Below are 12,459 nucleotides of genomic sequence, written 5' to 3' on the forward strand. Positions count from 1 at the left end.
AAGGGGTGCAAATAATGTCAATAAAATTAGCGCCGACCATCGCTTTGGACGATCTGTCGTCCATCTTCATCGTTGCTGCGCCGAATGGCGGCGAAAAGCATCGAGAATATAGCATCCTGAATGTGGATTCGAAGACTTTCGCCTGCTGGCTCCAGACCGTCATTGAAGGAAGCGACAATCAGCAAAAGGCGGAGAAGATCATCAATAGCCTGGATTTGTCTATTAGTATTGATCGCTGGTGGGCTATCAATGAGCTTGCTGACATTGGGATAGACCTCAACCAGCATTGGTATAAAAATCCATCAAAAGCTAGTTTGGTCGCCACCATTAAGTCAATGAGAGGGGGCAAATAATGGCAGCATTTACTCCATTTATATCAAGTCAATCATTTTTGCTTGCCTCCAGCATTCTGCGCCTGCCAGCTAAGGCCTCAGCATCCGCAGAGTCAAAGCGACGAACCACGCACATCGACAATTTAACAAACGTCCAAATAGATGCACTGATCGATAAACATCTCTTTTTTAATATGTATGGTGCAGGTGCTCCTAGCTACTCCTCATCAATGGAGAATGCATTGATGATCATCAATGCATTCTCGCTTCGGCCAGCGCACGATCGCACCACATTGAGCCTCTTCCTGGCCGTGGATCTCCCACGGCCAGGCTCGCCGATGTACGCATTGCTGAGCCTCGTTACACCACGCATTATCGCAGTGGCTGCGCTGAAAACCGTCGGTGTCGTGGACTCATACGGAATTATTGGTATTGATCTCGAGGAGTATGTATGAGCCGCAAAGATATTTTATTGTCGATCCGAGATGGCCTGCTGTTCGGCGCAGGCCTCGGCCTCCTGGTCATCCTGGGAATGGCATTACTGGCCTGGATGGTGTTGACTATTGTGGGAATGGTGGCATGAGTATGCGACTACTCATTGATACTGGTGCGTGGGCCATCGTTGGCGTCGTCTCAGTGCTGTTGGGCATGGTCGCAGCTGGTGCCACGAAGTATCGATGTCCGCGTTGCGATGCCCTCACGATGGTATGCATCGCGTTCGTCGCCGTTTGCATCGCGTTTTTTTTCGGCTCTCTGCTTGCCTTTGTGATTGTTAGCATAGACCCCGCATATCTATAGGAGTAAATCAATGAAAAAAGGCTATGACATTCTGGCCGAAGCGCAGCAGATCGCAGCTGCGCGGTGGTCCGTAAAGGACGAGGCGGCCAGCGAAGGCAATGAAGACGGGGAAGGCGAGGAAGGCGAGGTAAATATATTGAGGTGGATGCGATCATTATGGCTGGTTATGGAATTCGTGGTATTGGTTGTGATAATCAGCATTGGGCTTTGGGTTGCATCGAAGTAGCCAAGAGAACGAGGGTCACTCATGAAATCGATGAGTGACCCTCGTTCTTTGTGCCGAGCTACCGAGCTACCAATGCGCCAGTTGTTCTCTGAGTGCTTTAATGCGTTGTTCCGTCGGCCATGCTGCGCACATTAATCTGTGCGCATTCTTGGCTTCGCTAAACCATTGTTCACTCTTCAGCGCCTTTGCGCCGTTGATGCCCTGTTGCCACAGAGCGATACAGCGATCCAGGTCGCGAGGTCGATCATCGCGTTGCACTTCTGCGACAACGCTATTGATTGTTGCCTCTATCTTTCCATCGCTACTACCAGATAGATCCGGCAGAGTTTCAACTCTCCCAAATGCGGTGATTGCGGATTGAAAATCACCCAGGTGCAGATTGACCATCCCGGTGTTTATCCACATGTTTGACTCTGGGTGATCAATCCAGATATAAGACTCTTCGGTAAACGTTTTGTTTGCCATTTCTAATGATTTTAATGAGTCATTTTTAAGACTGCACTGTGCTTGATAGTTGGCAAGACCTGCGTAGACGAAACTCTGAAGCTTTGGCGGCGCGGAAATATTCTTTAATTTCTCCGCTGCTTTTTCTCCAAGTGTTAGCGCTGCGCTGCTCTTGTTGCCGTAGCTATACGTTGCCGCTAGTGTCCGCAGTGCTAGCACTTGGAGAATTGGATCCTCTGCCATTCCGCTAAACCGCTGTGCTTGCTCCAGGTGACTCAACGGTTGATCGTGACCTTCCACAAGCCGCGAGAGAGTCGCTTTCAGTAGATAGCACTGCGTCAAGAGAGCGCTTGCGCTTTTCTTAGATGCATTTATTTCTGCGAGCGGTTGCAGAGATGCAATGTATGTCGATACCGCATCGTTGGCTAGCGCGAGCTCTTTGCCCTTTCTCAGATACCAGCAGGCCGTTATGGCCGCTGCGCACTGTGCAAGGATCTCTTCGCTGCCTGCCTTTTTTGCGGTGCCAATATAGCAGGTCTCGCACGCAAAGAGAACCAGCGTCCTTAGTGCATCTCTCCTAGTTATTGTGCGCTCGATATCCATCTCAACGATTGGGTCGTAATCGTTGATTGTTTGATTAATCTTATTTTGCAATTCATAGGTATCTTGCTTCCTCCATGAGAAGATGATTCTCATAAGGCGCGACGTTAGGTCGTAGCTGAGCCCTGCCCTGATATTGTCTGTCATCAACCCTCCCGGTGTGATTGAAATTTGGTCGATTTGTGACAATTGTAATTCTTCCGCTGACTTGCCATATAATTTGCACAAATCAGCAATACTCTGCATTCGTGGCGATGATACACCCTTTTCCCATCTCAACAGGGTGTTTACATCAACTCCGAGCGCTTGAGCAGCATGCCGCTGACTCCAATTCCTTTTTATTCGGGCCTGGATGAGCAATGTTCTTTCCATGTGCGTTCGCTGCCCTCTAATACTATAACATTACACTTCGCACGCCATCCACAATACCCTCAAATTATACTTTGCACTCTGTATTTTGTCTATCTTCAGTGCAAATCACTGCGAAAATGCAGACAATATGCAGATATGCAGAACGTATGCAGATTGCCAGAAGAAGAGACGAGAATCAGACGATGCAATGATGATTTAAAATCATAGATTCAATGTATACTATTCATAGGTCGCGGCGAGCGATGCCTTCTGTCACTACCATCGACGCGTGGCCTGCATCGTGACCAGCAACGACGCCAGGATTGTTACCGCCTGGCCGTCGTTGCCTGGATAGTCATCAAAAATCAAAGGGGTGCTTTATGAATCACAATCAGAGCGAGGTGGCGCGAATCAGGGCGCAGATCGAGGCTGAGCTGAGTGGTGCCAAACAAGGCCTCGAAGGGTTCGCTGAGACTGCGAAACATCGATTTATCACGGAGAGAATGGCGGCAGGGTGCAATGAGATCGCTGAGGTGGTAGGGGCCCAAGAGGCGCGGCGAATTGTTTGTGAGATCATGGAAAAGATTGGATAAGAAAATGGAATTAGAAATCAAGACCAGACATGCCCATGACTATCAAGAGCCAACACGATCATCAGATGATGATACATTCGGGAAGGACTGCTCGGCAACACACCAATGCACACGCGATAATAAAACGCAGGGCAATTGCATCGCCGGTCCTCAAGGTCACGATGGTATGCACTACTGCGGTAGATGCGCCACATATTTCTAGCCGCTATTCTTTCTTGAGCCCCTGGAGATCCATCCAGGGGCTCATTTTGTGCCCCGAGTACAATGTATTTTAGTGGGGAATACATTGTTTTCGATGAAAAAGGAGAAAGCGCATGCCAACACAAATCCAACCCGCAGTATTAGGGGTATTACCAGAAACACCAGGGCGTCAGTACTTCGCGTACACCTGCGACATCTGCCAGGATAAAATGATCGGGACATCGCAGCGCATGACGAAAAGCCAGGCGGGCAATGACTACGTCAAAACAACATACCACTGCGAATCCTGCGACATCTGGATGACAACAGAATTACCTAGAAGCCTGGTCGTGAAAATCGTTGATGAGAGCTGCTTGCCGCCGCCAGCAAAGCTCTAAAGCGAATCATCACTAATTTTGATGGAATCTGAGAAATTCATCAAAATTGGTGATGATTTTTGTTGACAAAGAACAAAGGTTCAATTATACTCATCAGTAACGAGGTATGGCCCGTCGCGGCCATGCCTTTTTGCGTCTCTAACGACTTTTTCGAAAGGCCTGGTCATGATGCAATTGCAAGATACCGACGATGCTGAACTACCACTTAGTAGCCTGCAATCCCTGAGGCCAGAGGCCATCGATCTGGCCAGGCGGCTCAACCCGTTGCTCGGGCACTTGGCCGACGAAAAAGGCAACGCCGACATCGTTCTAGAGATTCGGCGAGGAGAGGCGACGGCATATAATGTTTCTCGCCGATTTAAATTAAGTTAGGGAGAGTCATGGAAAAATTTAAAATATTTTATGATGGGCACACCTACACGCCTCAATGGTCGGATGATCCTTCTCAAAAGGAAAAGGCCACAATACCTATTTCATCAATCCAAGATCTTGCCTCGTTCGTAGCGAAGGCCCTGCCAGACGATGTAGATCTCTCGCCATTGGCGAAGGTCGTCGAAAAAGCATCTGCGAATCGAGAGAATCGTATTAAAAAAGCCTTGGTAGGCATAGCAGATGCTGCGGTTCTTGGTCGGCCCACAATCGAGATTCGCCGATTTATCCTGATATATTGGCGAGACAAGGCCTACACAGCGTATGGCGTCGAATTCGTTGATGGCGAGGAAGACTCTGATGGCGAGGAAGATGCGAGAAAGCCACGGGTTTTTTTGTATGACGATGCTGGTGGCGATTTGCGACACATTCATTCTAGCATGGAAGGGCTCCGAGTGTACCTTCATTCTCGAGATATAATCTTTCATTTCGAGGTTATTTAAGGGAGAGCCATGCATGCATCGCCAGCACCGACAACACCCGAAGATCAAGCCTGGCTTCAGCGTCCAGGTGAGAATGATCGTTGGTATCAGCGATTCTCTCAGTATCTGGCCGCTGGTGCATCACGGTCAATCCGTGGGGTCTACAATGCCGAGCGCCGCAATGAGCGGAGCAAGCCGGTGCCTGCGTCGTGGACCGCAGCGGCGAAGATGTTCGATTGGCAGCGAAGAGCAGCGGCCTACGATGCCTGGCGGCGCGCTGAAGTGTTTGCGGCAGGCAATGCGAGCGACCTGGAGCGCGTTAAGAAGCTTGACACTCTCATTGAGAAGCTCCATGGCAAAGCGATGGCGGAATTGGAGAAACTCGATGTTGACGCTGATTTCAGCGCCGAAACCACCGCAAAGGTCGTCGGTCAGCTGCTCGCAGCAGTCGATGTCATGGCGAAGCACACAGGCGGCTATGCGTCGCAGCCTGGCGGCAAAGGCGGCAAAGCACTCAGTGTCTCGGTCAGCGCTGGTGCCGGCGAGGATGAAGAGCAGCGCCTCCGCGTCGTCTTCTACATGCCAGACGTCGATGGCGACGTCGCGGTTGCTGGTAGCTCTCAGCAGATTGATGGAGTAGAATGATGATGATTAGCTTTTACGGCCTGGCCGCGTGCGCAACGCTGGTCCTCGCACATGCAACGGTTCGGAGGATTTTCGGGGAGGCATTGGCCGCGCTGATTATCGTAGGCGCGCTGTGGACGGGGCTCGGAATCGTAGCAACAATGATCTTCTGGCAACTCTACAATGCAGTGGTGTCGATGTGGTCTGCGCCGACCATCAACATGTGGCAAGCCTGGCTCGCCTATCTCCTCGTGACCATTGGAGTGTTTATCGTCGGTCCTGTTTTCTCGGCTCACGACGACGAGATCGCGTTATAGCTTCTCCTCCACCAAAGGCCATCTATGACGTTCGCAGCGCGCTCTATTCCACGACCCGTTGAATCCTTTGTCGCACAGCAGCAAGCTCTCGGCGCAGAGATCATCGGACCACAGCGAGGGCCGCAGGAGCTCTTCCTGGCATCGCCAGCAAAGATCACGATCTACGGCGGAGCAGCTGGCGGCGGTAAGACATTCGCGCATCTCTTGATGGCGTTGCGATATGCAGCTCTGGACCCGCGACCAGGCTATAATGCGGTGATTTTTCGCAGAGTCATGCCGCAGGTCACATTACCAGGTGGTCTCTGGGATGAGTCGCAGATGATGTACAGCCTGGCCGGCGGCAAGGCGAATCAGAGCCGCTATGAGTGGCGCTGGCCTCAGCATCGGACAAAGATCAAATTCGCCTCAATGCAGTACGAGTCCGACAGGCTCGCATGGCAAGGATCGCAGCTGGCATTCATCGGATTTGAAGAACTCACACATTTCCTCGAATCGCAGTTTTTCTATATGCTCTCCAGGGCCCGAAGTACATGCGGTGTCATGCCGCGAGTGGTCGGAACAGTGAACCCCGATGCAGATTCGTGGGTCAAGGCATTCTTAGCGCCGTGGGTCGATGATAGCTACGACGGTCACGGTGGTCACGCAGCAAGCGGAGAGATCCGCTGGTTTGTCCGAGATGGCGGCGTCATCTCATGGCTCGCTCCAGGAGAGCGACATCCCGACGCGGTTAGCGTCTCATTCATCGCCGCGTCAATCTTTGACAATCCAGCGTTACTCTCAGCGGACCCCGGCTACCTCTCAGCGCTGAAAGCCCTCCCGCTCGTCGAGCGGCAACGCCTCCTCTTTGGTGACTGGTCGGCGCGGAACACAGGCAGTCTATTCAAACGACACTGGTTCCCCCTCGTTGACCAGGCACCTCCTCACAGCGACATTGCTCGCATCGTGAGGTACTGGGACGTCGCAGCGACAGAGCCATCGGAGACCAACAAAGACCCTGACTGGACCGTTGGCATCAAGGTTGCCCGTCTGGTCGATGATAGCTATGCCATCCTGGACATGCGACGCGAACGATACAGCCCGGCCAGCGTTGAAGCGTTGGTGAAGCGCACCGCAGACGAAGACGGCCATGAGATCCAGGTCTACATGGAACAAGAGCCTGGCGCGGGCTCAAAGTCGCTCATTGATTATTATCGGCGCAAGGTGCTGCCAGGCTATGCATTCTTCGGCCACAAGGTCGGCGCGGACAAAGAGACCAGAGCGCAGCCGGTCTCATCGCAAGCGCAAGCTGGCAATGTGCGCCTGGTGCGATCGGCGTGGAATGATGCTCTCCTCTCAGAGCTTGAAGCGTTCCCGACTGTTGGCGTCCACGACGATGCCGTCGATGCACTCAGCGGTGCCATGGAGCAGCTCTTTGGCAAAAGCGCACAGAGCCATGTCGAGTATGCCAGGAAATTAGCGGAGTTGAGGATGAAGCGATGAAGTATCGATATCGGCTGTTCTGTGATGATTGCACCGGCGATGAGCATGGTTGCTTCGGTGGCGGCTCTGAGTTAAGCGAGGAAATTTTTGACACGACCTCGGAAGCCTTTGATGCAGGCCACGCAGCGACGGAAAGCTGCGCGCCCTGGGGTTTCATTGTCACTGATGAAGATGGCAGGGCTGTCGTGGTCGATGAAGATGGCAAGGTCGTCGATGATCCTGATGGGTATCGCCGCGCCATGATGCACTTTTTTGCAAGTTTCAATCTTTTTAATATGGATATCTTGAAGGGCCGCAAAGGCAAACAATTATTTTTTCTAGGGCAATTATGAATAAGACAACAATGACACACACCATCAATATTACCACGGATCTTACCGGCGTCGGCCTGGAGCAGATCGCTGAATATCAACGTTTCTGGCGAGAGGTTATTAAAAATTTGGAGTTCGAGGCTGACGTGGTCTCGACGATAACCGAGCATATGCCGGCTGCGGAGGTGGAGCAATAATGGCAGAGCAGAACTCAAAATTGTTCGACGACCTGTTCGCCGATGCTATCAAGCAGATCAAAGCCTCGATCGACGAGACCAAAGAGCGCATCGCTCTCCAGGCGAGCTGCAGAATGCGTCGATTTTACCTTATAGGCGATGATGGTAGATCCAATATTGCCGCTGTGGGCATTGTATTCAGTGATGGGGCGGTAATGCTGCGGTGGGAGAAGAAAATAGAGGGTGAAGCATGGTTTGGTGAATGCTCCTTCTATGACTCTGTTGAGCGTCTGGATATAGTTTGTGGCAAGTCGTTCAGTGTCAAGTACATTGATGCCGAGGTGAAACAATGATCACCACCCAAGCCAAAGAGAAATCCACGCCACCATTGCTCAACCGGGCACAACGCAGAGCAGGCTGGCGCTACGTCGCACGCAAAGCACGAGCAAAGATCTCGTCGTCGCAGCGCCAGGCGATGAAGGCATCGCAGAAATTGCATTGCAAAGAATGCGGATTCGCATTCTTAGGCTCTAGCAATCGATGTCAGTGCAAGGCATCAATCAAGCATCAATCAGGAGATCCGCTCTATGCCTAGCCCCCTCCACGTTCCCGTCGCTACCATCAGCACGATCACACCGCACTCCAATGCCGACAGCCTCGACCTCGCGCAGGTCCTCGGTTGGCAATGCGTTGTGCCTCGCGGCAAGTACGCCGCCGGTGACAAAGTCGTCTATTTCGCTCCTGACACCGTCCTGCCTCGCGAGGTCAGTGATCGCTTCGGCGTCACTGCGTACCTGGATCACCAGCGCATCAAAGCGACACGGCTGCGCGGCGAGCCATCGTTTGGCCTGGTCATGCCGTGTGAAAACGACGAATGGCAAGTCGGCGATAACGTCGCTGAGCACTACGGAGCGGCGAAGTATGAGCCACCACTGCGCGGCCAGGGTAAGCACATCGATAACCCCGATGCGCAGCCCAAAGATCCGCTATTTCCCGAGTACACTGCCATCAACAATCTGCGCCACCATCCGAACGTCTTCGGCGATAACGAGATCGTTGTTGTTACCGAGAAGATCCACGGCACCAACAGCCGCATCGGCATGGTCAACGGTCAATGGATGGCCGGCAGTCATCGGGTGCGACGCGGTGAAGGCGATGAGTTGTACTGGTCTCCGCGTCGATTCTGGGGCGTCAAAGCACTGATAGAAAACCTAAGCAAGTACCACCAACAGATCATCTTGTACGGTGAGATCCTGGGTAGCGATGTGCAATCGCTGGATTATGGCTACAAAGGCCATGAAGGATACAGAGCATTTGATCTCTTAGTAGATGGTCGATTCCTCGACTATGACGCATTTTTCGGAATCTGCACTGAGTACGGAGTCAAGATGGTACCTCGCATTGCTCCATTTACTTACTGTACGCTTGACAAGGCCCGCAAGTGGGCATCCGGAGTAACACAAGTGGCACCAAGCGGAGACTGTTTCGGTGCGAATATCCGCGAAGGCGTCGTCATCAAGCCGCTCATCGAGCGCACCGATCCGAGGATTGGCCGCGCTATACTCAAGTATGTCAGCGATGATTTTTTGCTGGCGAAGAAATCAGATTTTACGGAGGTGTAGCATTATTTTCTGGCCGTTCCTCCACCACAGCCTGCACCTAGCAATAATTGCTCGTCCTCGACTCCTCGCTATTTGCCTCTGATTACACCACGAAAGATCACCGATGTCACGAAGATCGCGCAGACAAAAACAGAATATAGAGCAGATCGTTGATGCTGCGATAGCGCGCCGATTCTCTCAGCTAGCATTGCCACCCGGCGCTACTCCTCGGCCTATCAATCAAGACGCGCTGTTGCAGCAGATGCAGCAGAGCCAGGCCCCGGCCAAGCAGGGAACTCCGATGTTTTCGCCTGGCGCACCGCTGACTCCGCAGCCTGATCTAAGCCCTGGAGGCATGCCTCGAGGCTGGCAATTTCCCGTCGGCTACAACATCTCAGTGCGACCGCGCAGCACTGAGGCGACCAGCTTTGATACCCTGCGCAATCTGGCAGCGCTCTATGATGGTGCAATGCTCTGCGAGCAAGTATGGTTGGACACGGTCGCAAAGCTCAACCTTGTCATCAAGCCACGACCTGAGTTAATCGTTGGGGACGCTGATAGCAGCGATAAGAAATTCGCCGCAGACATTGCCCGCTACACCGAGTTTTTCTCGATGCCAGATCCAGGCAATGGCTACGATCTCAAATCGTGGCTTCGAATGGCAACACGAGAAACATTGCAAATCGATGCCCTCGCGATCTATCCTCGTCTGAATCGAGGCGGCGGGCTTTATGCATTGGAGATCGTCGATGGTGCCACGATCAAGCCACTCTTAGATCCGCGTGGCCGACGACCACAGCCGCCATACCCGAGCTATCAGCAATTCCTGTATGGAGTGCCCGCAGGTCTCTACACCAGCGACGAAATGCTGTATTTCCGAGAGACGGTGCGCGCTGATAGCCCCTATGGTTTGTCTCGCAATGAGAGAATTATACTTCGCATCAACCAGGCTCTTCGCAAGGAAAACAAGGATCTCTCGAGATTTACGGATGGCAATGTTCCAGCGGGTCTCTTAGAGCCGCCTGACGATGGCAGTCAGTGGACGCCTGAGCAACTCCTCGCATATCAAGATTTATGGGATGCGTTGCTTGCCGGAAACGATCAGGCGCGAAGCCGCGTCAAGGTGATTCAGCCTGGCAGCAAATACACGGCAACGGATGACAAAGACATCTATGTCGATTTTGACCAATTTCTGTTAAACATCACGACCGCATGTTATTCGATGACGCTCGCTGATCTTGGTTTCACCGAGGATGTTAACAAATCGAGCGGAGATAGCCAGGAAAACGTTTTCTACCGACGCGCTGTGCAACCGCTGGTAGACCGCTATGCAACGTTGTTCTCATTTATTCTCAAAAAGTACTTCAACGAAGATCGGTTCATCGTCACATTCGCAGGCTTCGAAGAGGCTGAAGACTTCCAGGCGCAGGCAACCGCGTACTCAACGCTTGTCACCTCTGGCATTGTGTCGCCGAGTGTCGCGGCGCGCCAACTCAAGCTACCTGTCGAGAAAGACATACCGCCATTCATTCTCACCAAAGATGGCCCCGTCTTCCTGGAGGACATTGCCGATCCTGCGATGCGCAAAGCTTCCAACGATGCTAAAATGGCAGGCTTCGAACTCGCGAAGAATCCCCCGACCGCGCCGAATGGCAACGAAGAGCAGCAGAAGCAAGGAACCCCACCGGAGCAAGGCGCAAAGCCCAACGACGACGAAGAGCGAAGCGAGTACCCTGATTTTTTCGGCGTGGCCGTCGAGAGTGGCGGCCACCATCAAAATCGCAGATATCCCTGGAGAAGCGGCTAGCCAGTGCCATCCAGGGATTCATCAGCCTGGCCAAGCTGAGCAAAGATGGTGTCGAACTGCCAGACCAGGCGGCGCAATCTCAGCTCGTCGATGCAATCACTGAACTCCTGGAAAGTGCCAGGACTGAAGGAGAACGCATTGTCGGCCAGGCTCAGCGACAGATGATCAGCCTGGCCAACTTCGCAAGCCGCGCATCCGAGGTCGTTGCCGGTATCATCGAACAGATCAAGGATCGCGTCGCTGGTATCATCGATGCGATCTTTGGTGACGGCGAGGGTGAGGAGATCAGCGATGCAGAGAAGCAAGCACAGGCTGAGACTGAGTTCGACGCATGGGGCGAAGAATACGCAGATATGGTCGGCCAGACAGAGGTCTGCGCGGCGGTCGAGGAAGAGGTGGTGCATCAAATGCAACAGGCAGGCGTCGAGGAGATCTACTGGCTCGCTGAGCCTGATGCGTGCGATCGGTGCCTCGCAAATGCTGACGCCTCGCCTCTGCCTATAGATCAATTATGGCCATCGGGTGACACTGCTCCGCCGGCGCATCCTCGGTGTCGATGTACGATTGCGCCGGCATAGGATTAGACAAAAATGAGCACAATGAGGACAGACGTTGAGGCTCGATGTCTGCCAGGCGATCTCTGGCAACTTGGCAGGCATCGCATTCTCTGCGGAGATTCGACTGATAAGCATCATGTTGGACGATTATTGACTGGTATCAAAGTAGATGCAGTTGTCACCGATCCACCGTATTGTAGCGGCGGTTGGCAGGAAGCAGGGAAGAGCAATGGAAGCATTGGAACTGGCGCGCCAGGAAGAGCAACTATCATTAATGATCAGCTCTCCACACGAGGATATATGGCTCTGATAAGGCAGGCGGTGATGGGAATTGAAGCAAACATCATCAATGTCTTTACTGATTGGCGCATGTGGTGCTACCTCTTCGATGTCGCAGAAAGCAGAGGATATGGTGTAAGATCGATGGTCGTCTGGGACAAGAAAAGCATGGGTATGGGTATTGGTTGGCGTGCTCAGCATGAACTTATCCTGGTAGGAACCATTAGTAAAGGGTGTTTTGACCTAAAGGCAGGGCATGGGAACGTCATTTCCTGCCAGCGATCTGGCAATATTTGGCACCCCACTCAAAAGCCACTGCCAGTCCTTGAATCTCTTCTCAGCGTAATTCCAAGAGCCACCGTCATCTATGACCCCTTCCTTGGCAGCGGTTCGACTCTGCTGGCCGCGCACAACAAAGATCGCCATTGTTACGGCATCGAAATCTCTCCTCATTATTGCGACGTCACCATAGCTCGCTACGAATCACACACCGGCGACAAAGCCATCCTCATTGAACGACTGGAGAACCCATAAC

General features: G+C 52.6%; 20 protein-coding genes. 18 read left to right on the forward strand and 2 right to left on the reverse strand.

Features of this window, described 5'->3' with window-relative positions:
* Nucleotides 1–14 precede the first annotated feature (14 nt).
* Genes EL628_RS20110 through EL628_RS20125 form a run of 4 tightly spaced genes read left to right on the forward strand, consistent with a single transcriptional unit; the run spans nt 15 to nt 1,356 of the window.
* Nucleotides 15–353, forward strand: coding sequence for a hypothetical protein (locus tag EL628_RS20110; protein ID WP_126581641.1), 339 nt, complete (start codon nt 15–17; stop codon nt 351–353).
* Nucleotides 353–787 (forward strand): hypothetical protein, encoded by a 435-nt coding sequence (locus tag EL628_RS20115; RefSeq protein WP_126581642.1) that lies wholly within the window; start codon nt 353–355, stop codon nt 785–787. The genes EL628_RS20110 and EL628_RS20115 overlap by 1 nt, the downstream gene beginning before the upstream one ends.
* Nucleotides 780–1,130: a hypothetical protein gene (locus tag EL628_RS20120; protein ID WP_126581643.1), complete on the forward strand. Its 351-nt coding sequence runs from the start codon at nt 780–782 to the stop codon at nt 1,128–1,130. The genes EL628_RS20115 and EL628_RS20120 overlap by 8 nt, the downstream gene beginning before the upstream one ends.
* Nucleotides 1,131–1,140: 10 nt before the next feature.
* Entirely contained in the window at nt 1,141–1,356 is a 216-nt protein-coding gene (locus EL628_RS20125) for a hypothetical protein (protein WP_126581644.1), read from the forward strand.
* Nucleotides 1,357–1,422: 66 nt separating this feature from the next.
* Here EL628_RS20125 and EL628_RS20130 read toward each other — a convergent pair whose 3' ends face one another.
* On the reverse strand, nt 1,423–2,772 hold the full coding sequence (locus EL628_RS20130; protein WP_126581645.1) for a helix-turn-helix domain-containing protein: 1,350 nt from the start codon (nt 2,770–2,772) through the stop codon (nt 1,423–1,425).
* 359 nt (nt 2,773–3,131) lie between these two features.
* Here EL628_RS20130 and EL628_RS20135 point away from each other — a divergent pair, with 359 nt between their 5' ends.
* The 13 genes from EL628_RS20135 to EL628_RS20195 all read left to right on the forward strand — a co-directional run bounded on the left by EL628_RS20135 (nt 3,132) and on the right by EL628_RS20195 (nt 11,088).
* Nucleotides 3,132–3,344 carry a hypothetical protein gene (locus tag EL628_RS20135; protein ID WP_126581646.1) on the forward strand — a complete coding sequence of 71 codons (213 nt, stop codon included), beginning with the start codon at nt 3,132–3,134 and terminating at the stop codon, nt 3,342–3,344.
* A 314-nt stretch (nt 3,345–3,658) separates the two neighbouring features.
* On the forward strand, nt 3,659–3,922 hold the full coding sequence (locus EL628_RS20140) for a hypothetical protein (RefSeq protein ID WP_126581647.1): 264 nt from the start codon (nt 3,659–3,661) through the stop codon (nt 3,920–3,922).
* 165 nt (nt 3,923–4,087) lie between these two features.
* Nucleotides 4,088–4,294 (forward strand): hypothetical protein, encoded by a 207-nt coding sequence (locus EL628_RS20145; RefSeq protein ID WP_126581648.1) that lies wholly within the window; start codon nt 4,088–4,090, stop codon nt 4,292–4,294.
* Nucleotides 4,295–4,302: 8 nt separating this feature from the next.
* Nucleotides 4,303–4,794 (forward strand): hypothetical protein, encoded by a 492-nt coding sequence (locus EL628_RS20150; protein ID WP_126581649.1) that lies wholly within the window; start codon nt 4,303–4,305, stop codon nt 4,792–4,794.
* A gap of 9 nt (nt 4,795–4,803) precedes the next feature.
* Nucleotides 4,804–5,418 carry a hypothetical protein gene (locus EL628_RS20155; protein WP_126581650.1) on the forward strand — a complete coding sequence of 205 codons (615 nt, stop codon included), beginning with the start codon at nt 4,804–4,806 and terminating at the stop codon, nt 5,416–5,418.
* Nucleotides 5,415–5,714 carry a hypothetical protein gene (locus tag EL628_RS20160; RefSeq protein WP_126581651.1) on the forward strand — a complete coding sequence of 100 codons (300 nt, stop codon included), beginning with the start codon at nt 5,415–5,417 and terminating at the stop codon, nt 5,712–5,714. Before EL628_RS20155 ends, EL628_RS20160 begins: the two co-directional genes overlap by 4 nt.
* 24 nt (nt 5,715–5,738) lie before the next feature.
* Entirely contained in the window at nt 5,739–7,193 is a 1,455-nt protein-coding gene (gene terL, locus EL628_RS20165; RefSeq protein WP_126581652.1) for a phage terminase large subunit, read from the forward strand.
* On the forward strand, nt 7,190–7,525 hold the full coding sequence (locus EL628_RS20170; RefSeq protein WP_126581653.1) for a hypothetical protein: 336 nt from the start codon (nt 7,190–7,192) through the stop codon (nt 7,523–7,525). Before terL ends, EL628_RS20170 begins: the two co-directional genes overlap by 4 nt.
* Nucleotides 7,522–7,701, forward strand: coding sequence for a hypothetical protein (locus EL628_RS20175; protein WP_126581654.1), 180 nt, complete (start codon nt 7,522–7,524; stop codon nt 7,699–7,701). The genes EL628_RS20170 and EL628_RS20175 overlap by 4 nt, the downstream gene beginning before the upstream one ends.
* Nucleotides 7,701–8,033: a hypothetical protein gene (locus tag EL628_RS20180; protein WP_126581655.1), complete on the forward strand. Its 333-nt coding sequence runs from the start codon at nt 7,701–7,703 to the stop codon at nt 8,031–8,033. The genes EL628_RS20175 and EL628_RS20180 overlap by 1 nt, the downstream gene beginning before the upstream one ends.
* Nucleotides 8,030–8,275 (forward strand): hypothetical protein, encoded by a 246-nt coding sequence (locus EL628_RS20185; RefSeq protein ID WP_126581656.1) that lies wholly within the window; start codon nt 8,030–8,032, stop codon nt 8,273–8,275. The genes EL628_RS20180 and EL628_RS20185 overlap by 4 nt, the downstream gene beginning before the upstream one ends.
* Nucleotides 8,268–9,302, forward strand: coding sequence for an RNA ligase family protein (locus tag EL628_RS20190; protein WP_126581657.1), 1,035 nt, complete (start codon nt 8,268–8,270; stop codon nt 9,300–9,302). Before EL628_RS20185 ends, EL628_RS20190 begins: the two co-directional genes overlap by 8 nt.
* A 103-nt stretch (nt 9,303–9,405) precedes the next feature.
* Nucleotides 9,406–11,088, forward strand: coding sequence for a phage portal protein (locus tag EL628_RS20195; RefSeq protein ID WP_126581658.1), 1,683 nt, complete (start codon nt 9,406–9,408; stop codon nt 11,086–11,088).
* Here EL628_RS20195 and EL628_RS20200 read toward each other — a convergent pair.
* Nucleotides 11,085–11,597, reverse strand: a complete 513-nt coding sequence (locus EL628_RS20200; protein WP_126581659.1) for a hypothetical protein — start codon at nt 11,595–11,597, stop codon at nt 11,085–11,087. The genes EL628_RS20195 and EL628_RS20200 overlap by 4 nt on opposite strands.
* Before the next feature lie 81 nt (nt 11,598–11,678).
* On the opposite strand from EL628_RS20200, the gene EL628_RS20205 reads away from it, so the two are divergent.
* A complete protein-coding gene (locus EL628_RS20205) occupies nt 11,679–12,458 on the forward strand; it encodes a DNA-methyltransferase (RefSeq protein ID WP_126581660.1) in 780 nt (259 codons plus the stop codon).
* Nucleotide 12,459 lies beyond the last annotated feature (1 nt).

Source organism: Tengunoibacter tsumagoiensis (assembly GCF_003967535.1).
Lineage (GTDB): Bacteria > Chloroflexota > Ktedonobacteria > Ktedonobacterales > Ktedonobacteraceae > Tengunoibacter > Tengunoibacter tsumagoiensis.